This window comes from Rhizobium sp. Rhizsp82 (assembly GCF_047325115.1).
Classification (GTDB): domain Bacteria; phylum Pseudomonadota; class Alphaproteobacteria; order Rhizobiales; family Rhizobiaceae; genus Rhizobium.
Genome location: NZ_CP168570.1, coordinates 205,419 through 225,642, shown reverse-complemented (window position 1 = coordinate 225,642; position 20,224 = coordinate 205,419). Strand labels below are relative to the sequence as shown.

Genomic DNA, 20,224 nt, shown 5'->3' with positions numbered 1-20,224 from the left:
CTACCTGTGAGCCGGCCCGCGCAAGCGGGCCGGTTTTTCGTTTTGACCGCAAGATGGTTGGACGGTCCGCCGTGTATTCCATAAACTTCACTAGTGAAATTTGCGGTATTGGCTGCTGGTTAGAGTTAATTCTGTTTTAATCCCTCAGGCATTACTTTCATGAGAATCGTATATGATGTCGCATCTTCGTATTTCTATTGAGGATGTCATATGATTTCATATTTTAATTTTAGGATCATTCGATGAAGCGCCCCCGCATCAAGATGTTATTGTCTGTCATTTTCGTCGCTGTCGCGATCATGTTTGCATTGCTTGGATGGATGGCGATCAGCAGCATGAGCATGCTGCACGGCCAGACCGAGGTGATCGCCACGAACTGGATCCCGAAGATCTCGACGGGCAAAAGCATCGAGAGCGCCTTCTACCAGCTCGACAACGCCTATTCGCAGCACATCCTGGCTTCGACGCCTGAGGAGATGAAATCTGCCGAGGCGCTGATTGCCGAGCGGAACGGCGCGCTTCAGAAGCAGCTGGAGACCTATCATCCGCTGATCTCGACGCCGAAGGGCGCAGACTTGATCAAGTCTATCGAAGACAGCATCGATGCCTATCGCAAGGCGTCCGAACACATGGTCGAGCTTTCCTCGGCGGGCAAGGATGCGGAGGCCAAGGCTTCGCTTTCCGGCGAGATGCGCACGGCGATGAACAATGCCAGCGCCCATCTGAACGAACTGCTCGACTTCAACACGGCGAGCTCCGAGAAAATCCATCAGCAGGGTGCTGACGTGTTCCGGTCGACGCTGGTATTCGCCTGCAGCCTGATTGCCGGATGCCTTGCCATCCTGATTGCCTCGGTGGTCTTTGCGATTGCCGGTATTGCGCGGCCGATCGAGGCGATCACGGCATCGATGCGCGTACTTGCCGGCGGCAATGACGAGGCGGCGATTCCCTTTGCCGGGCGTACCGACGAGATCGGCGACATGGCGGCGGCGGTCGAGGTGTTCCGTGCCAATTCAGTCGCCAACAAGCGGCTGGAGCGGGAAGGGGCCGAGCAGCGCCATCTCACCGAAGAGCAGCGGCTTCGCACGGCCGAAAGCGATCGCATCAGGGCCGAGCAGATGCGCCAGGCGACGTCAGGCCTTGGAAATGGTCTCAAGCATCTGGCATCCGGCGACCTGTCCTTCCAGCTCGACCAGCCTTTCGCGGAAGATTTCGAATCCCTTCGTGCCGATTTCAACGGCTCGGTGACACAGCTTGCTGAGGTTCTGCGCGCCGTTTCCGCCAGCGCCTCGTCGATCGACAGCGGCAGCCGCGAGATCAGCCAGAGCGCCGACGACCTGTCGCAGCGCACCGAGCGTCAGGCCTCCTCGCTGGAGGAGACGGCGGCGGCACTCGACGAGATCACGGCGAACGTTGCCAATTCGTCGAAGCGTGCCGAAGAGGCGAAGGTCGTTGCCGTTCAGGCGAATGAGAGTGCCGCAAAGTCTGGCGCCGTCGTCTCCGATGCGGTCCGGGCGATGGAGCGCATCGAGCAGTCGTCGAGCCAGATTTCCAACATCATCGGCGTCATCGACGATATCGCCTTCCAGACCAACCTGCTGGCGCTGAACGCCGGTGTCGAGGCTGCGCGTGCCGGCGAGGCGGGCAAGGGCTTTGCCGTTGTTGCGCAGGAGGTGCGCGAGCTGGCGCAGCGATCCGCCCAGGCGGCACGCGAGATCAAGTCGCTGATCGGCGCCTCGACAGGCGAGGTCGAAGCGGGCGTGCGGCTGGTGCGCGAGACCGGCGATGCGCTGACGGCGATCGGCGAGCATGTTGCCGTGATCAACCGCCACATGGAGGCAATCGCCACGTCGTCGCGCGAGCAGTCTCTCGGCCTCAACGAGGTCAACGCTGCCGTCAACCAGATGGACCAGGTGACCCAGCAAAATGCCGCGATGGTCGAGGAGACAAGTGCGGCCGGTGCCACACTTGCCACCGAGAGCGGCCGGTTGCGCGACCTGATCGGCAGGTTCAGGCTCGGCCAGAAGCAGGCGGCTGCGCCTGCCGCAAGGGCGGTCAGCGGGTCGGCTCCGCGTACGGCGCGCTACGCAACTTCGGGCAACGCGGCACTGAAGCAGGAATGGTCGGAATTCTAAGTTTCACCACAGCCTGAACGCGATCGAAGCCCGGCTCTCATGTGGCCGGGCTTTTGCATTTCGGCCGCCGCATCGGCGTTTTTGCATGGCAGCGCTGAATTTCCGCGACTTGTGGTAGATGTTGCGATGCACCATATGTGAGCAGTGAATAATGAAGCTAAAGCGAGAAGACAATGTCCTACGTTAAGTCCATCCGTGAAGGTTTCCTTGGCCGCGCCTTCGCCGTCATCGGTGCCGCAAATGCAGTCAGCGCCGCAGTCGATGCAGGCCGCCGTCCGCAGGGCCGCCATCTGAAGACGCTCGGCATCGACGCCGATGTGTTCGATCACATCCGCCGCTAAGCGCCGCTGAAACCTACGCATGAAAATAGCCCGCAACCGGTTGGTCGCGGGCTTTATTTTTGTCTTGGTGACTGCGGCTGATGCCCCGCCGCAGTCTCGTTATCAGGCTTCCACGCTCTTGGCGTGATGGCCGTGCGCCAGGCCTTCGGCCGCTTCCTTACGGTTATGACGGATCGAGGACCAGAGCGAGATGCCGATCAGCGTCGCGCCGCCGAGACCGGTGATCACCTCCGGAATGTGGTAGAGCGTCTGGACATACATGATCACCGCCAGGATCAGGATCGCGTAGAAGGCGCCGTGTTCCAGGTAGCGGTATTCCGTCAGCGTTCCCTTTTCGACCAGCATGATCGTCATCGAGCGAACGTACATGGCGCCGATGCCAAGGCCGATGGCGATGATGAAGAGGTTCTGCGTCAGGGCGAAGGCGCCGATGACGCCGTCGAACGAGAAGCTGGCATCTAGCACTTCCAGATAGATGAAGGCGCCGAGACCGCCGCGGGCGGCTTCGCTCATCGCCCTCTGCGAGGCATCCAGCAGGCCGCCGATGACTTCGACAGCCAGGAAGGTGACTAGGCCATAGATCGCGCTATAGACGAAGGTGGTGGCTTCCTCGCCTTCCAGAAGCGACGAGAAGAGCAGGATGAGCAGGAGAACGACCGCGATCTCGATGCCCTTGATCGCCGCACCGCGCGACATCATCCGCTCCAGCGAGGAAATCCAGTGGATGTCCTTCTCGTGGTTGAAGAAGTAGGAGAGGCCGACCATCATCAGGAAGGTGCCGCCGAAGGCTGCGATCGGCAGATGTGCGTCGTTCATGATGCGGGCATATTCGGCCGGTTCGCGGGCCGCGAGGATGATCGCGTCGATCGGGCCGATGCCGGCGGCGATGACGACGATGGCCAGCGGGAAGACGATACGCATGCCGAAGACGGCGATGACGATACCCCAGGTCAGGAAGCGATGCTGCCACTCCGGCGTCATCTCTTTCAGCTTGTTGGCGTTGACGATGGCGTTGTCGAAGGAGAGCGAGATCTCTAGAACCGCCAGCACGGCACAGATGAAGAAGACGGTCGCCATGCCGCCGATCGTGCCAGTCGATTGCCAGCCGAGAATGGCGCCGAGCGCCAGGCCGACTGCGGTGATGATGAAGGACCAGCGGAAATATCCGAGGGTCGACTTATGGCTTTGTGCCTGGTTCATGGCCGCACCTCATTGGTGCGAACATCGTTTCTGACATTGGGTGTCGTGGAGGAACGCGGCATGCCAGAACGGGCATGCGCGAAAGGCATGGTGAACTTGTTCATCGATTGAAAATCCGCCGGCTCTCTGCAGGCGGTACCGACATCACGAGAGCGCCGTAAAAACTCTCGCCAGAGGGGCCCGGCACCAGTGTTTATCCATCGCCGATGTTTTTCGCATGGGGGGCAACCATGCACATCTCTGCGGCGACAGATCAGCGCTTAGGTAATCAACTTATACAGGCAGTCAAGAGGGAAGACGTCTGATCCCAGCACGATTTTCTTTGGAACCTTACGCAGCCCCGGCCGTTTGAATGAGGTTGAGCGATGCGATGCATCGCGGGTGCGATGATAAGGAGGCCGATGATGCAGACTTCGACCCACTCCCCCGACAAGAGAACCGAGGCAGCCGACCGCATGAAGCGGGCACGCCCGAACCGCATGCAGAAGGCACAGGTGCTGCCGCCGCATCAGGTGGATCTCACCCTGCCACAGTCGCCTGTGCATGATGTGCATGTGCCGGCACATGTGAGCGGCAGTGACCTTTCCAAGGGCGGCCCGGATATTGCCGCCGATGCCATCAAGAACAAGCGCTGAGCCAGTAGCTACTATGAAAGGTGATATGCGAATGGACACTCGTCTTGTGCCGCAGGACATCTATCTCCAGCATGAAGAAGAATGGCGGATGATCCGCACGGCCGAAGACAGCGGCAAGGATGAGCGCAGAGGCAGCGTTGCCTGGAAAGGCATCAAGGCGAAACCGAAGGCTTCGCCATCCCTCGATCAGGAAAGATCGATCCGCAATTGATGCAGATGAGCCCGGTCCAGCCGGGCTTTTTCTTTTAGCGGTGATCTCTCTCGTCGGAAGCAGAGAGGCGCTTTTCCATCTTGCCGAAGGCATAGAGAACGCAGACGGCCGCCACGGTGGCGAAGAAGGCGATCGGCCAGTAGCCGAAGCCCATGGCGAGACCGATCGCGCCGGACAGCCACATGCCTGCCCCTGTCGTCAGTCCCTTCACCCGGCCACGGGCAAAGACGATCATTCCCGCAGCCAGAAACGCCACGCCGGCCGTCACCGCTTCGATGACGCGGAGCGGATCGATGCGGACCTGCTGGTCGTCGGCAATGCCAGGCATATGCACGGCCTCGATCGAGATGATGCCGAAGAGGGCGGCGGCGAGGCTGATCAGGATATGCGTTCGAAAGCCCGCCGGGTGATCACGGGCCTCGCGCTCGATGCCGATCAGGCCGCCAAGGATGACCGCGCCGATCAGGCGGGCGAAGATAACAGGATAGTGGATGCGCGACTCGGGAAACATGTCGGCAAAGACAAGGTCCATGGCTTCAGTTCTCCAGCGAAGAATTCTTCGCTGACTAACGCCGGCAGGTCACCTTTGTTCGGCTTCAGAAACCGATCGTCTCTTCGTATTTGTCCCAGGAGCTGTACATGGCGTAGCGGCCAAGGCCCTTGATGGCGAAATTGCCGTAATAGGGGCTGAGCTGGAATTCGGCGGCGGTCTCGCTCATCTTCTCGACGGCGCCGACATAGATTGCCGAGGCAAGGCCGGTCCGGTTGGCGCCGTGTTCGCAGTGGATGAGAAGCGGCTTCGGCGCATCGGCCATGATCTTTGCCAGCTTCTGCGCTTCCGCGATCGGCAATTCGCGCGACGAAGACATCGGAAAGTCGATCAGGGTGATGCCGTTGTCGGCCGCCGCCTTCTGTTCGTCGGTGTACCATTCCGTGCGCTTTTCGTTGCGCAGGTTCAGGATGGTGCGGATGCCGTGGTTCTTCGCGTAGGCGTTGACATCGGCGCCGCTCGGCTGCGCTGAGCGGTAGAGCTCTCCGGCAATCACTTCATGGAAATTGCCGGTCGCCTGCCCGAGTGCCGCATGCGCGCCGACAAGGGCCGCCAATCCGAGGATGGCGCCCGCGGGCCAGGCTATGAAGGACAGATAACGCATCAGACACCGGTTGCTTTGCGCGCGACTAGCCACCCAAATGGGGGCTCAATGTGACGGATGCCAGACCGCACGTATATTATTCTCAGATAGACCTTGTTCCGCTTCGTTGTCCAGCCTCGGCAGAAGCCTGTGCATAGCCATGCCGCTCGCCAACCTTTCGGAAAGGATTGCCGTCCAATAATCCGGCCACTCACGGGATTCGGGACAATGGCGAAGACAGCGACTCGCGGCCGTAGCCGCAAATCATCGGGACGCAGCAAGAGCAGCGGCAGCGGCATCCTGCCCTGGGCGGCTATCGGCATTCTGACCTTCGGCGGCATCTATGCGCATGACAACTGGAAAAGCGTGAAGCCGATGCTGGCCCGCGCACCCGATGTCTCGACGATCACGGCTGCAATTAAGCCGGATGCTCCCAAGGCCACAGCGCCCAAGACTGCGGAAACGAGGACTGCCGAGCCGAAGCCGGCCGTTGCTCTCGCTCAGCCGCAGCGTCCGCTGCCGCCGGCCGATGTGCCCGTGCCCGCCGCCCAGCCGGTCAAGGCATCGCCGGCCGATACGCTAAGCGGCAAGGCCGCCTTCGGCTATTGCGGCCAGGGCGAGCATGTGAACTGCGTCGGTGATGGCGGGGTGTTCTGGTACAAGGGCGAGAAGATCGTTGTTGCCGATGCGCTGGTGCCAGATGTCACCAACGCGCGCTGCGAAAACGAGCGGCGTCTCGGCTTTGCCGCCAAATCGCGTGTCTTCAAGTTCCTGAATGCCGGACCCTTCACCATGAATACGGCCGGCAAGGGCGGCAATAACGGCGCCCCGCGGGTGATTTCCCGCGACGGCGGTTCGCTTGGGGCGCAGCTCACGAACGAGGGGCTGGCACGCAAGCCAGGCGCCGGCGGCGCCTGGTGCGCCTGATCTGATTATTTCTTGGCGGGTTTGGCCTCGGGCGTCGGCGCTGCTGCTGCGGCGGGCGCCTTCGGCTGAACCGGCGCCTTGCCGTTGGTCTGGAAATTGGCAGCGAAGGTGCTGTCCTTGCTCTCGGCGGTGCATTCGATCGCCACCGGCTTGCCGCCGTAGGGATTGCCGAAGGTGCAGCTGCCGGCAACCTTCACTTCGCCGGTCATCTTCTGTCCGACGCCCGTGGTCACCAGCGTCAGCGGGATCCGGGCATTGCCGTTCGAGGCCGGCTTGATCGCCTTGCCGTCGCCCTGGAAGCCCAGCATCTTGCCCTGTGCCGTGAAGATGAAGGTCACGTCGCCGTTTGGCAGCGCCACGGCCGCGATCTCGTTCTTGCAGGGCTTGGAAACATCGAGCTTGCCTACGACAAGCTTGGAGCATCGGCCGGCCAGCGTGGTGACGCCTGCGCTCGGAAAGTTCTGGGATTGGGCGGAGGCCGAATCGGCAAAGGCAAAGGCGGAAATGGTGGCTGCGGAGAGGGCTGCCGCGGCGGTAATCAGTCGTCTCATAAGGTTGCAAATCCTGTCATGCTGCTCGTCTGATCTGTGACTGGCATGTTTGTGTGTCGGAATTTTGCTTTGTTCAAGCCTTCGAGACCCGCAAAGATAGATGGCAGGCAAAAATGAAACGGGCCGCTACAGGGGATCGCGGCCCGTTCCAGGAAGCGGGGGCGCCTTGGCGGCAGCCGCCCTCTTTATCTCTTCAGTGCTGGCGGTTGGCGTCTTCCATCGACCAGCCAAAACGCCAAGCCTCATAACGCGCGTACCAAGTTTCGAGGGCTGCAGCGTCCCAGATGGGCATGAATTCCGGGTGCGACATAGGGTTGTCACTCAGCCGGCATCCCAGGATGCGATCGCGAATGCCCCGCTCCTGCATATTCAGCAGCTCTTCGATTTCCATATGCGTGCCCTCAACCACCGGCCCCTCAGCCGACCCGTTCAAGGAAACATTTCCCTTTGCTAATGTCCACAAAAGCCGAACTCATCCCCGTTATTCACAGGATTAATCACGAAAAAGCCTTGACGCATTCGGTGATGCGCCAGTGCAACTTCTATCTGTTTAATCCAGTGCGAATTTAACCTTATTAGCATCTTGTGATGGATGTGTGCTGTTACGCCAACTATAGATTTTTATGGGTTGTAAGAGGGCGTGATGGGCAAGGTCGTATCGAAGATCATCCGGATATTGTTGCATCCGGCATGTGTTTGCATTGCCGCGATATTGTTTTTCGCGCTGATCCGTTACCTCGATACCCGCTGGCGGTTCCTGCCCTATACATTCGCCGTGACGCTGGTGATTGCGGCGATCTTCTTCCTGTTTTCGCGGCGCCCCGTCTTTTCGTTCTATGGCGCGGCGGCGATCGTACTGTTGCAGACGGCGGCGTCGATCGTGAAGTTCAAGCTCAAGGGCTATTCGCTGCACGTCTTCGATTTCATCTTCACCAGCACCGATACGGCGATCCTCGCGTTCCTCATCAAGTATTATACGCCGCTGGTGGTTGGGGCGGTGCTGGCACTCGTTGCGACCGGCGCATTCCTCTGGGCGCTGTTCCGCGCTGAGAAGCCATGGAATGCGCCGGTACTCGTCCGGTTGCCGGCGCTGCTTCTGACCGTCGGCGTCTCGATCGGCGCACATCCGACGGCGCGGCCGGGCGATCCGCCGTTCATCTTCGGCTTCAACGCCTCGTCGCTCTTCATGTCCTTCTGGCATATTCCGAGCCTGATCGGTGAACCGCCGCTGGCCGCCAAGCTGCGGGCCGTCCAGACGCAGGGTGCGCTTGCGGATACGGTCGAATGCGGGCCGGAGGTGGGAAGGGCCGACCTCTATCTTGTGCTGTCGGAGAGCCACGCGTCGCCGATGCGGTTTCCCGAGATCAGCTTCCCGCCCGAGATCGCCGACACGTTCCGCTCCGGCGACGGTACGATCAAGCCGATGTTCGTCGAAACCTTTGGCGGCGGCACCTGGATGAGCAATTTCTCGATGCTCACGGGACTTTCCAGCGCCGATTTCAGCTGGCAGGCGCCCTATGTGAACCAGCTGCTCGAAGGCAAGATCAAGGGCGCGCTGCCGGAGATGCTGGCGCGCTGCGGCTATCGCACCGTGGCGATCATGCCGATGAAATATAATGCGGTAAACGAAGGGCCGTTCCTGCGCTCGATCGGCTTCCAGGAGGTCTTCGATGCCGCCGATCTGGCGCTGCCGGAATGGGGTGTGAGGGACAAACTCTACTTCGACTTTGCCGAAAAGCTGATTGCCGAGCACCGCAAGACCGACACGCGGCCGCTGTTTCTGGCGATGGAGACGATGTTTGCCCATGCGCCCTACGACAAGGAAATGGTGCCGCAGGCTCTCGTGCCCGCCGAGAGCTTTGCCGATGACCGGAAGGTCAATGAATATGCCAGGCGCGTGACGCTTGCCCGCGCCGATTTGCAGGCGTTTCTGGATCGACGTGCCGAAGAGGCGCCGGAGCGGCGCAGCGTCGCCGTCGATTTCGGCGATCACCAGTCCGAAGCGACGCTCGGCTACGCGCTGGCGCTCGATCCCGCGAAGAACATGTTCGCCGATTTCCGCTCGCCCGTTTACGAAACCTACTTCGCGGTGAGGGGCTACGGCGTCGCTATCGACTATGCAAAACTCGATCAGGCGGAGGACATCGCCTTCGTCATGGCCCGAATTCTGAACGCCACGGGGCTGCCGATCTCGCCGAAATTCAGAAACCTGAATGAACTGAGTGAGGCCTGCGGCGGGCGCTATCACACCTGCAACGACCGCGGCATTGTCGATGAACACCTGAAAAAGCTAGCAAATTCAGGGCTTCTGGATGCCAGCTGACGGCTAAAATCGTCATCACTAATGTTGTAAAAATATCGTTAAAATTGCCCATAACAAGTTTTTGTTCATCTGCCGTTCAGAAAACTGTTTGGGAAAGACGCAAAGTGGCGCACACTCCTCCTTGTGAATAAGGAGATAGTGCATGATTCGATTGACCGCGGCTCTGACGCTGTTCTCAGTCTATGCGTTTACGATGTTTTTCATCGCATCCATTCCTGAGACCCCGTATCTGCAAACCGCAGCAACGACGATAACCGAAGACGCATCGCTTACGAAGTGAGTTGGGCGAAGAGGGCAGGCTTGGGGGCAAGCCTTTGTACAGGGTGGTGGCGTAAATGATACGCTTCCCTGTGGGACAGAGCTTTTATTGCTTTGTCGTGGTTTCAGGAGTTGCGGCCGGGCCGCCTGACTTTGCTGCGAAACCTTCCCATCACCGCGCTGCCGATTTTTATCCAAGCTTTGCCGGCTAGGTTTCAGCGCGTTTCTCATCCCGCTAATAATCAAGACAAAACAAGCTGCCAGAAGCTGGACGACAGCTGTCGGCCGTACGCTTAGGTTGTGCATTTTTTGCCGCTACGAATCGGGCGTTGTTTCTCCATCCTCGCGCAAGCTTAGTGCGACACATATCCCAGCAGGACAACGGCACATTAAGTTGTAATTGCTGGTTGTATGTGCGCCTGGATTTGCAGTTCGCAAATTGAGGCTTCGAGCGCAACGATGTTGCGATTGCCGTGCCGAGGCCGTGGTTGGGGGACCGTGGCTCGGCTCTATGTGCACTGTCCTGGCATCGGCTCCTTCGAGCGATGTCTTCCAAAGCAGTCTGTCGAACCATTCCCTCATGTAGCAACGCGCGGTGCGCGAAGGCTCCGGTCGTGGCTGGAGCGCGCGGACTGCGGCTTCAGGGATGCGAGAGGCAGAGAAATGTAATCGCCAACGCCGGGGCAGGGCAATTTCATGACGTCGATCATCTCCTCCTTTACCAGCAGCCAGATCAAATCCCTGTCGCCGAAGACGATCCGGGAACTCTCGGCAGAGGATATTGCAGGGCTTTCGCCCGAGCAGCTCAAGAACCTCAGCAAGGATCAGGTGGCGGCTCTTGAGGTCGAGGATATCCAGGCGCTCAGCTCCACCCAGCTGGGCGCGATCTCGACGAGCGCGATCGCCGGGCTGAAGCCGGAACTGCTCGCAGTGCTCGATGCGGCAAAGATCGCAAGCCTCGGCAAGGATCAGCTGGCGGCATTCAGCGCCACCCAGATTGCATCCCTTACCCCCGATCAGATCGAAGGCCTGACGGTCGACCAGATCAAGGGGCTGAGCGCCACGCAGATCGCGTCGATCGGCCCTGACGATATCATCAAGTTCACGCCCGATGAGGTCGCCGCCATCACGCCTCAGGCGATCAGCGGCCTGAAGCGCGAGACGATCGCAGCGCTGAGCGACGAGCAGATCGCCAAGCTGAGCGCCGACCAGATCAAGGCGCTGACGGCGCAGCAGATGCCAGGTTTCAGTGCTGCCCAGCTCGGCACCTTCTCGGCCGTGCAGATGGGCGCCCTGACGGCGACACAGGTCGGCGCATTGAGCACGCTGCAGATCGTCGGCTTCAGCGGCAGCCAGATCGGCCAGCTCAGCACGGCGGCGATTGCCGGCCTCAAGGCAACGCAGATCGCGGCGATGACGGAAACGCAGCTTGAGGGCCTTAACGTGGCTCAGGCGGCCGCGTTGACGGCGGCGCAGGTGGCGGCCCTGACAGTCGCAGATATCGAGAAGTTCACGCCGGACGAAATCGGTGCCATCGGTGCCAAAGTCATCGGCAGTCTGAAGCCGGAAGCCGTGGCCGCGCTCAGCGCCGAACAGATTGCCAAGCTGAGCCCTGACCAGATCAAGGGTCTGGCGTCGAAGCAGATCGTGATGTTCTCGGCCGATAAGCTCGCAGGCTTCTCCCCGGCGCAGATGAGCGCGATGACGGCTGTGCAGGTCGGCGCCCTGACCAACGCACAGATCGCCGGCCTCAGCGCCGCGCAGATCGGCCAGCTCAGCACCACGGCGCTTGCCGGTCTCAAGGCGACCCAGATCACCGCGATGACGGCCGATCAGGTCTCCGGTTTCTCGGCCGCGCAGACCGCCGTCCTGACGGCTGTCCAGGTTGCCGGCTTCACCGCTGCAAACTTCGCCAAGCTGTCCGATGATGCTGTCGTGGCTATCGGCTCCAAGGCCATCAGTGGCCTGAAGGGCGAGGTGATGCCCGTCTTTAGTGATGCGGTCTTGAGCCGGTTGAGCACGGATCAGATCAAGGCGCTGACACCGAAGCAGATCGCAGGTTTCACGCCGGCCCAGATCGGATTGCTGTCCGAGACACAGATTAAGATCCTGTCGGCCGCGCAGGCGGCGGCGCTGACCACCGCGCAGATCGGCGGCCTTAGTGCCACCCAGATCGGCCAGCTGAGCAATGCCGCCTTCAGCGGCCTGAAGGCGACGCAGATCGCGGCGATGACGGGCGATCAGATCGCCGGGCTGACGGCCAGCCAGATCGGCTTTCTCACGGTCTCGCAGATCGCCGGCTTCGGCGCTGGCAACATTGCCAAACTGAGCCCGGAGGCATTCGCCGCCACTCCTGCAAAGGTCATCGGCAGCCTGAAGGGTGAGGCGGTTGCCGCTCTCACCGATGCGCAGATTGCCAAGCTCAGCGCCGACCAGGTCAAGGGCCTGACCTCAAGGCAGATGATGAGCTTCACGCCGGAACAGCTCGGCCTGTTTTCCGAAACGCAGATGAAGGCCCTGTCGGCGGTCCAGGTCGGATCGCTGAGCAATACGCAGATTGCCGGGCTTAGTGCGGCCCAGATCGGCCAGCTCAGCAACTCGGGTGTTGTCGGCCTGAAGGCAACGCAGATCGCATCGATGAGCGCGACGCAGCTCGAAGGGCTCAGCGTGGCGCAGGTCGCGGCGATGACGGCAGCGCAGATCGCCGGGCTGACGCCGGAAGATATCGCCACCTTCACGGACGACGAGATTGCGGCCATCAGCACCAAGGCCATCAGCGGCCTGACGAATGATGCGATCGCCAAGCTCAGCGAAAGCCAGGTCGGCCATCTCAGCGCCGACCAAATCAAGGCTCTCACAACCAAGCAGATCGCCGCTTTCACGCCCGAGCAGTTCAGCAAGTTCACCGATACGCAGCTCAAGGGGCTGACGGCGGCGCAGGCAGGGTCTCTCACCAGCGCGCAGATCGCCACGCTTTCCGCAGCCCAGATCGGCGAGCTTACCAACGTTGCCGTTAGCGGTCTGAAGGCCACACAGATTTCGGGCATGACGGCGGATCAGGTGGCCGGCTTTACGGCGGCGCAGACCGCGGTGATGTCGGCGGCTCAGGCCGCCGGATTTACCGCGACCAATATCGTCAAGTTGGCGGACGATGCCGTCGCAGCCCTCAGCACCAAGGCCATCAGTGGCCTGAAGAATGAGGCGATTGCCAAGCTCAGCAATGATCAGGTCTCGATGCTGAGCGCAAATCAGCTCAAGGCCTTCACCGCAACGCAGATCACCGCCTTCACCGACACGCAGCTCGGCACCTTCACCGACGAGCAGATGAAGGCGCTGTCTGCAGCGCAGACCGGTTCGCTGACGGCCCCGCAGATCGGCGGGCTGTCCGGCGAGCAGATCGGAGAGCTTACCAATTCGGCCGTGACAGGTCTGAAGGCCGCGCAGATCGCCGCCATGACGCCGGCCCAGGTTGCGGGCCTGACCGCGGCTCAGCTTGCCGTCCTGACGGCAGCGCAGCTGGCCGGGTTCACCGCTATTAATGTCACCAAGCTGTCGGATGACGCGATTGCCGCGATCAGCCCCAAGGCGATCGCCGGTCTGAAGGGCGAGGCGATCGCGGCGCTCACCGACAGCCAGATCGCCAGCCTGAGCCCGGATCAGATCAAGGGCCTCAGCGCGCAGCAGATCGCAAGCTTCACGCCGTCCCAGCTCGGCAAGTTCAGCGGCGATCAGATCGCGGCGCTGTCGGGCGTTCAGGCTGGTGCCTTGACCAACGACCAGATCGCCGGTCTCTCCGCCGCCCAGATCGGCCAGTTCAGCAATGCGGCGGTCGCCGGATTGAAGCCGGCGCAGATCGACGCGATGAGCGATGCGCAGCTCGAGGGCTTGAGCGTTGCTCAGGCCGGTGCGCTGACAGCCGCGCAGCTTGGTGCGATGACGGCGGCGGATCTTGCCCGGTTCACCGACGAGGAACTGGCAGCGATCAGCCCCAAGGCACTTGCCGGCCTTAAGAGCGAAGTCATCGCTGCTCTGAGCGACAGCCAGATCGGCAACCTGACGCCGGAGCAGATCGCCGGTCTGCTGCCGGCCCAGATTGCCAGCATCAAGCCTGCCCAGGTCGCCCGCTTCACCGACGAACAGATCGGCGCGCTGTCGGCGGCACAGGCCGGAGCGCTGACGGATACGCAGATCGATGGCCTGTCCGCCGGTCAGATCGGTCAGCTCAGCAATGCGGCCGCTGCCGGTCTCAAGGCATCGCAGATCACCGGCATGACGGCTGACCAGGTGGCAGGCTTCACGCCCGCCCAGGCGGCTGTGCTGACCGCGGCGCAGACGGCCGGTTTCACGGCGGCGAATGTCGCCAAGCTCAGCGACGAAGCCGTTGCCGCTCTCACGCCTGCCGCGATCGCCGGCTTGCCGAATGAGGCGGTTGCCGCGCTGACCAGCAGCCAAATCGGCGAGCTCAGCACGGATCAGGTCAAGGCGATCGCGACAAAGCAGATCCCAGGCTTTACCGCTGCGCAGATCGCTCAGTTCAGCGAGGCGCAGATCGGCGCGCTGACGGCGGCGCAGACCGGCGCGCTCACCGGGGCGCAGATCGGGGCGCTGACACCGGCGCAGATCAGCCAGCTCAGCAGCGCGGCGATTGCCGGCCTGACGGCGGCACAGATCTCTGCCATGTCGGCAGACCAGGTGGATGCCCTCGGCGCTGACAAGATCGCGCTGCTGACGGCCGCCCAGGTCGCCGGCTTCACGGCCGCCAACATCGCCAAGATGAGCGACGAGGCATTTGCCGCGATCAGCCCCAGCGCGATCGGCGGGCTCAAGCCTGAAGTGCTCGCGGGTCTCAGCGACAACGAGCTCGCTTCGCTCGGCCCCGACAAGATCAAGGGACTGAACGCCCAGCAGATGGCCGGCTTTACGGCCGGTCAGCTCGGCAAGTTCACCGAGGAGCAGATCGGTGCGCTGTCGGCGGCGCAGACGGCCGGTCTGACCGAGACGCAGGTCGGCAGCCTCAGCGCGGCTCAGATCGGCCAGCTGAGCAGCGCCGCGGTTGCCGGTCTCAAGCCTTCGGTGATCGCCGCCATGTCGGCAGCGCAGCTTGAAGGTCTGAGCGCGGCCCAGACGGCGGCACTGACGGCGGCCCAGGTCGGCGCATTGAGCCCCGAGGCTATCGCCAAGTTCTCCGCCGATGAAATCGGCGCGATCAGCGCCACCGCGATTGCCGGCATGACGAATGCCACGATCGCGGCTCTCAGCACCGAGCAGGTCGCGAGCCTCAGCAAGGAGCAGATCGCCGGGCTGCAGCCTACGCAGATTCCGGGCTTCACGACGGCGCAGCTTGGCAATTTCACTGATGAGCAGATCGGTGCCCTGTCGGCGACGCAGGCCGGGGCGCTGACCAATACGCAGATATCGAGCCTCTCTGCCGCCCAGATCGGCAAGCTCAGCCCCACGGCCACGAGCGGCCTGAAGGCGAGCCAGATCACGGCCATGTCCGCCGATCAGGTCGCAGGCCTGACGGTGGCACAGGTGGGCGCGCTGACGGCGCTGCAGGTCGCGGGTCTCACGCTTGCCAATATCGCCAAGATGAGTGACGAGGCCTTCGGTGCCATTAGCCCCCGGGCGATGATGGGCCTGAAGGACGAGATCATCGCGTCGCTGAACGACAGCCAGATCGGCAAGCTCAGCGCGGATCAGCTCAAGGCGGTCACCGCGCTGCAGATGACGCACTTCACCTCGGACCAGCTCGCCAAGTTCACCGATGCGCAGCTCGGCGCGCTGCTGCCCACACAGGTGGGGGCATTGACCACCGCTCAGATCACCAATCTGACGCCGGCGCAGATCGGCAAGCTCAGCGATGCCGCCATCACCGGCCTGAAGCCCAGCCAGATCGCTGCCATGACGCCTGCCCAGATCGAGGGTCTGACGCTGTCGCAGACGGCGAAGCTGACCGCCGAGCAGATCGCCGCAATGGCGCCCGAAGATGTGGCAAAGTTCGCCATCGACGAAATCTCGGCGATCAGCGTCGGCGCCATTGCCGGCCTCTCCGTCGATGACATCTCGAAGCTCGACAGTGCGCATGCAAATGCGTTCACGACGCAGCAGGTCGAGGCGATGACCAACGACCAGCTTGCGGCAGTGATCGCGGCCTACAATGCTGTCTGACCGCCAGACAGGGTAGTGCGCGCCATCAGTGTTGATCGAAATCGGGTCCGCAATCTTGCGGGCCCTTTTTCTTTTTGGGAGATAGATTTCGATTCGCGGCGCTAACCGGCGATCATCGCGTGACGTCGAGGCGAATTGTCGATGATGTGAGATCGGATGGTGGGCGTGACAGGGATTGAACCTGTGACCCCTACGATGTCAACGTAGTGCTCTCCCGCTGAGCTACACGCCCATCCGATGGGCAATAAATCCGTCGCGAATTCATGCCCTTAACGGCGCGCTTGATAGCGAGCCTTTGGCGCCTTGGCAAGCGCTTATGTGATGCGGCGCGATCGAATTTGTGGATCGAGCCCGGTATTGTGCCTGGCACGCTGAAATGCGCGATATCGAACGTTCTGAGGAGCCGAGGAAGGGCCGCGGAGCTTGCTGCCGTGAGGCCGCGAAACTGAGCGGCGATCGCTGCCATCGCCAAGCCTTGCCGTGCGGCAGGCTTCTCCGCGCGACAAAGCGAACCGTTCTTCGCTTTGCGAACCGCTTCTCTAAGTCTTTGACTTTGTGGAGATTTCGGATGGTGGGCGTGACAGGGATTGAACCTGTGACCCCTACGATGTCAACGTAGTGCTCTCCCGCTGAGCTACACGCCCATCCGATGGCGGCGCATAGATCACAAAACCTTTGGGGCCGTCAATAGGCTTTTTTGAAGTTTTGTGACGCGACGCCTGGAAGCCTTATGCGGCAAGCATTTTATTCACTTCATCGACCAGGTCGCGGAGGTGGAAGGGCTTGGAGAGGACCTTGGCGTCCTTCGGTGCCTTCGAATCGGGGTTCAGCGCGACGGCTGCGAAACCGGTGATGAACATGACCTTCAGGTCCGGATCGAGTTCGGTGGCGCGGCGCGCCAGCTCGATGCCGTCCATTTCAGGCATGACGATATCGGTCAGGAGGAGGGAAAAGGGTTCTTCGCGGAGCCGGTCGTAGGCGCTTGCGCCGTTGTCGTAGGACAGAACCTTGTAGCCGGCCTTTTCGAGCGCCTTCACAAGGAAGCGGCGCATGTCATTGTCGTCTTCTGCAAGCAGTATCTTCTGAGTCATTATCCAGACCGCTGGTGAGATGAATTTTTATGGAAGGCTCCAGCCATTACACTAGTCCTTCCCCAGTAAACAACCGGTGAAGTGACGGCCCAAGGCTGTCATCCCCTGTACATAGTATGGACTTGAGGCCGGGCAACTGGCAACATAGGCCAAGTCAGCCTCGAACGACATGGTTAAGAGGGCAGAAGGTGCCGGAAATCCGCGAATACGAGCTTTTTGAGATACGTGAGCCCGTGTCGCAGACCATTCCCTTCGTTTACAATTCCCCCCATAGCGGCCGTATTTATCCACCGGAATTTATCGCTCAGTCGCGTTTGCAGGGCATTTCGATCCGCCGCTCGGAGGATCATTATGTCGAAGAGCTGTTCTCGGCGGCGAGCATGCTCGGTGCGCCGCTGCTGTTTGCAAACTTCCCGCGCGCCTATCTCGACGTTAACCGTGAACCGTACGAACTCGATCCGCGAATGTTCGACGGCATGCTGCCGTCCTATGCCAACGTCAATTCGCTGCGGGTTGCCGGCGGTCTCGGGACGATCCCGCGCATCGTTGCCGAGAACATGGAGATCTACTCTCACCGGATCCCGGTCCAGGAGGGGCTCTACCGCGTCGAGAGCGTCTATAAGCCCTACCATGCGGCGCTGCGGCGGCTGATTGCCCGCACGCATGTCCAGTTCGGCTTCGGCGTGCTGATCGACTGCCACTCGATGCCGGGCAACATTCGCATCGCGGGCAGCAACCAGCGGCCAGATTTCATTATCGGCGACCGCTACGGGACGTCGGCCTCGGCGGAGCTGTCGCGCACTGCGATCAGCATTTTCGAAGAAATGGGCTTCAACGCCATCCGCAACAAGCCCTATGCCGGCGGCTTCATCACCGAGCATTACGGCCGCCCCTCGCGCGGGCTGCATGCGCTGCAGATCGAAGTCAACCGTTCGATCTATGTCGATGAGGTGACGCTGGAGAAGCGGGCCGATTTCCCCGTCATTGCCAATGCGGTGACCAGCTTCATGCGGCAGATGGCCGATTATGTGCAGCGTTTCGCCGACGATACGGCGCTTGCCGCAGAATAATTCCTTCCTCCAGGTCAAAAAAAACCGCGCTCTGCAGCGCGGCTAAGTCTAGGGAGGAAACACCCAAGGAGGGTATTTACAGTCAGAAGACTGTAAGAAGAAGCTACTATTGCATTGCACAATAGTCAAGCAAAATATTGCAGTGCGAAATATTTAGGCAGATAAAGAGCGATTGCCTGAAGTGTTTGCATTTTAACGCAGTTTCGCTATGAAAAGCGCCATTCCCGAGGCTAAAAACGGATCCGCCATGCTCCCCGACCGCTCGTTCTTCAATCGCCTGGCGGAAGCCGCCAAGGCTGAGACTTTGCCGCGTTTCCGCTCCGGCCTCAGCGTCGTCAACAAGCTCGCCAGCGGCTTCGACCCGGTCACCGAGGGTGATCAGGCGGCAGAAGTCGCGATCCGCCGGCTGATCGAGGAGCATTATCCCGAGCATGGTATTCTTGGCGAAGAGCATGGCAGCGTCGGTCTGGATCGCGAATATGTCTGGGTGATCGATCCGATCGACGGCACTCGCGCCTTCATTTCGGGCGTTCCGGTCTGGGGCACGCTGATCGGCCTGCAGAAGAACGGCCGGGCCGTCATGGGGATGATCGAGCAGCCGTTCACCGGCGAGCGCTATTTCGCCGACGAGAACGGCGCGATCTATACGGGTCCCGAGGGCGAGCGGCGGCTTCAGGTGCGCGATTGCGGCAGCCTTTCCAACGCCATCCTGTTCACCACCTCGCCGCATCTCTTTACCGGCAGCGAGATGGACAAGTATCGCGAGATCGAAAGCCAGGTACGGCTCTTCCGTTACGGCTGCGATTGCTACGCCTATGCGCTGCTCGCGGCCGGCCATATCGATCTGGTGATCGAAAACAGCCTGAAGCCCTATGATGTCGGCGGCATCATCCCGGTCATCGAGAAGGCCGGCGGGATCATGACGACATGGGATGGCGGACGGCCGGAAAATGGCGGTTCGATCATCGCTGCCGGCAGCCGCGCCGTTTATGAGCAGGCGATTGCCATTCTGCAGCGCTAAAGGGCGCGGGCGTCAGACGCCGATTCCTTCGACCTCCTGCTCAGCCTCGGCATCGCTGCCGGGGATGAAGGCGTGGAAGGCGGCGAGCGCGGCGGCGCGATAGGCGTCACGCTCCTGGAAGATCTCGTGACGGGCGCCGTTGATCGGCACCAGCTGGCCGGCGCGGAAATAGCGCGACAGCCGCTCCTGGGCGATATAGGGCACGACGCCATCGCGGGTGGGGGCGATCACCACCGTCGGGATGGTGATCGAGAACAGGTGGTTCGGCGTCATCACCTTGTCGATCGTCTTGAAGGATTCGACCAGCCAGCGGGCCGTCGGCGGCCCGAGCGTCAGCTCGGGATGGTCGCGCATCATCGAAACGTTGCGCTCGAAGCGCACCTCATCCGAGGTCAGTGGATTGTCGCGGAATTCTGGTTCGCGCAGCTTGCCGGTCAGCGGCATGGAGCCGAGCCCGATGGCGCAGGCGGTCGATGCCAGTCTCCTGATCGTCGAGGCGGAGGCCGCTTGGCCGATCAGGCCGATGAATGGCGCCGAAAGCACCATGCGCTCGATACGGGTGGCGAGATAGGGGGCGGCGGAAAGGGCGATCAGCGCGCCAGTCGAATGCGCCAGGATATAGAAGGGCAGGCGGGTATCGGGCAGCACGACCTTCTCGAGGAAGATATCGAGATCGCGCTCGTAATCTGAAAAGCGGCGGACATGGCCATGCTGGCGCTTCTTGACGAGGCGCGGCGAGCCGCCCTGGCCGCGCAGATCGAAGGTGGCGACCCAGAGACCCCGGGCGGTCAGGTCGCGGATCGTCTCGAAATATTTCTCGATATATTCGTTGCGCCCCTGCAGCAGGACGACGGTGCCCTTGGCAACGGAGGCGTTGGAGCGAAAGACGGCATAGCGCAGCTTCTGACCGTCGAACGTCTCGAAATAGCCTTCGGTCCGGTTGTCGGGCGCCGGATTGTCTGGTGTCGAGATGAGAACCTGATCCATGAGCATTGCCATCGTTCGCTGAGCTTCCAGTCTAGGGGATAATGCACGAGGGCGTGAAATCAACTCTTAAAGATCGCCACCCGCCAAGAGCAGTGGAGAAAAAAGAGACCGGCGGGGCGAGAGGGATGCCCGGCGCCGGTCCATAATCGGACTGAAGAAGAAGGGACGATGCA

At 61.3% G+C, this 20,224-nt stretch carries 17 protein-coding genes and 2 tRNA genes; 10 read left to right on the top strand and 9 right to left on the bottom strand.

Annotated features, from left to right (window positions below; genetic code table 11):
- Positions 1-242: 242 nt before the first annotated feature.
- Together ACEN84_RS05885 and ACEN84_RS05880 are read left to right on the top strand one after the other, a co-directional pair.
- Positions 243-2,135 (top strand): methyl-accepting chemotaxis protein, encoded by a 1,893-nt coding sequence (locus tag ACEN84_RS05885; RefSeq protein WP_413710275.1) that lies wholly within the window; start codon positions 243-245, stop codon positions 2,133-2,135.
- A gap of 173 nt (positions 2,136-2,308) precedes the next feature.
- On the top strand, positions 2,309-2,476 hold the full coding sequence (locus ACEN84_RS05880; RefSeq protein ID WP_165402725.1) for a hypothetical protein: 168 nt from the start codon (positions 2,309-2,311) through the stop codon (positions 2,474-2,476).
- A gap of 102 nt (positions 2,477-2,578) precedes the next feature.
- Here ACEN84_RS05880 and ACEN84_RS05875 read toward each other — a convergent pair whose 3' ends face one another.
- Positions 2,579-3,676 carry a DUF475 domain-containing protein gene (locus ACEN84_RS05875; protein WP_199628991.1) on the bottom strand — a complete coding sequence of 366 codons (1,098 nt, stop codon included), beginning with the start codon at positions 3,674-3,676 and terminating at the stop codon, positions 2,579-2,581.
- A gap of 401 nt (positions 3,677-4,077) precedes the next feature.
- Between ACEN84_RS05875 and ACEN84_RS05870 the strand changes: the two genes are divergently transcribed.
- Positions 4,078-4,311, top strand: a complete 234-nt coding sequence (locus ACEN84_RS05870; RefSeq protein WP_203428020.1) for a hypothetical protein — start codon at positions 4,078-4,080, stop codon at positions 4,309-4,311.
- Positions 4,312-4,342: 31 nt separating this feature from the next.
- A complete protein-coding gene (locus tag ACEN84_RS05865; protein ID WP_203428021.1) occupies positions 4,343-4,522 on the top strand; it encodes a hypothetical protein in 180 nt (59 codons plus the stop codon).
- Positions 4,523-4,556: 34 nt separating this feature from the next.
- Here the strand turns inward: ACEN84_RS05865 and ACEN84_RS05860 are convergent, their stop codons facing one another.
- Positions 4,557-5,054, bottom strand: coding sequence for an MgtC/SapB family protein (locus tag ACEN84_RS05860; RefSeq protein ID WP_413710274.1), 498 nt, complete (start codon positions 5,052-5,054; stop codon positions 4,557-4,559).
- A 64-nt stretch (positions 5,055-5,118) separates the two neighbouring features.
- The gene (locus tag ACEN84_RS05855) at positions 5,119-5,676 is read right to left on the bottom strand and encodes a fused DSP-PTPase phosphatase/NAD kinase-like protein (protein ID WP_199628995.1); all 558 of its coding nucleotides are present in this window, start codon (positions 5,674-5,676) and stop codon (positions 5,119-5,121) included.
- A 207-nt stretch (positions 5,677-5,883) separates the two neighbouring features.
- Here ACEN84_RS05855 and ACEN84_RS05850 point away from each other — a divergent pair, with 207 nt between their 5' ends.
- Positions 5,884-6,582 carry a hypothetical protein gene (locus ACEN84_RS05850; protein ID WP_413710273.1) on the top strand — a complete coding sequence of 233 codons (699 nt, stop codon included), beginning with the start codon at positions 5,884-5,886 and terminating at the stop codon, positions 6,580-6,582.
- A 5-nt stretch (positions 6,583-6,587) separates the two neighbouring features.
- Here the strand turns inward: ACEN84_RS05850 and ACEN84_RS05845 are convergent, their stop codons facing one another.
- Both ACEN84_RS05845 and ACEN84_RS05840 read right to left on the bottom strand, forming a co-directional pair.
- Positions 6,588-7,133 carry a hypothetical protein gene (locus ACEN84_RS05845; protein ID WP_413710272.1) on the bottom strand — a complete coding sequence of 182 codons (546 nt, stop codon included), beginning with the start codon at positions 7,131-7,133 and terminating at the stop codon, positions 6,588-6,590.
- 193 nt (positions 7,134-7,326) lie between these two features.
- Positions 7,327-7,524, bottom strand: a complete 198-nt coding sequence (locus tag ACEN84_RS05840) for a CrpP-related protein (RefSeq protein ID WP_130282132.1) — start codon at positions 7,522-7,524, stop codon at positions 7,327-7,329.
- Positions 7,525-7,776: 252 nt separating this feature from the next.
- Here ACEN84_RS05840 and ACEN84_RS05835 point away from each other — a divergent pair, with 252 nt between their 5' ends.
- The 3 genes from ACEN84_RS05835 (at position 7,777) to ACEN84_RS05825 (ending at position 15,882) form a co-directional block, all read left to right on the top strand.
- Positions 7,777-9,456 carry a sulfatase-like hydrolase/transferase gene (locus ACEN84_RS05835; protein ID WP_413710271.1) on the top strand — a complete coding sequence of 560 codons (1,680 nt, stop codon included), beginning with the start codon at positions 7,777-7,779 and terminating at the stop codon, positions 9,454-9,456.
- A gap of 142 nt (positions 9,457-9,598) precedes the next feature.
- Positions 9,599-9,736, top strand: coding sequence for a hypothetical protein (locus ACEN84_RS05830; RefSeq protein WP_199628999.1), 138 nt, complete (start codon positions 9,599-9,601; stop codon positions 9,734-9,736).
- A gap of 674 nt (positions 9,737-10,410) precedes the next feature.
- Positions 10,411-15,882: a hypothetical protein gene (locus ACEN84_RS05825; protein WP_413710270.1), complete on the top strand. Its 5,472-nt coding sequence runs from the start codon at positions 10,411-10,413 to the stop codon at positions 15,880-15,882.
- Positions 15,883-16,039: 157 nt separating this feature from the next.
- On the opposite strand, the gene ACEN84_RS05820 is transcribed toward ACEN84_RS05825, so the two are convergent.
- From ACEN84_RS05820 to cpdR1, 3 genes are all read right to left on the bottom strand, one after another.
- Positions 16,040-16,114 (bottom strand) — tRNA-Val (locus ACEN84_RS05820).
- 337 nt (positions 16,115-16,451) lie between these two features.
- A tRNA-Val gene (locus ACEN84_RS05815) sits at positions 16,452-16,526 on the bottom strand.
- Between the two features lie 84 nt (positions 16,527-16,610).
- Positions 16,611-16,973, bottom strand: coding sequence for a response regulator CpdR1 (gene cpdR1 / locus ACEN84_RS05810; RefSeq protein WP_003542883.1), 363 nt, complete (start codon positions 16,971-16,973; stop codon positions 16,611-16,613).
- 188 nt (positions 16,974-17,161) lie between these two features.
- On the opposite strand from cpdR1, the gene ACEN84_RS05805 reads away from it, so the two are divergent.
- A complete protein-coding gene (locus tag ACEN84_RS05805) occupies positions 17,162-18,043 on the top strand; it encodes an N-formylglutamate amidohydrolase (RefSeq protein WP_413710269.1) in 882 nt (293 codons plus the stop codon).
- A gap of 247 nt (positions 18,044-18,290) precedes the next feature.
- Complete coding sequence (hisN, locus tag ACEN84_RS05800) at positions 18,291-19,064, top strand: histidinol-phosphatase (RefSeq protein ID WP_199629001.1); 774 nt, start codon at positions 18,291-18,293, stop codon at positions 19,062-19,064.
- Between the two features lie 12 nt (positions 19,065-19,076).
- On the opposite strand, the gene ACEN84_RS05795 is transcribed toward hisN, so the two are convergent.
- Positions 19,077-20,051, bottom strand: a complete 975-nt coding sequence (locus ACEN84_RS05795; protein WP_112719964.1) for an alpha/beta fold hydrolase — start codon at positions 20,049-20,051, stop codon at positions 19,077-19,079.
- Between the last annotated feature and the right edge of the window lie 173 nt (positions 20,052-20,224).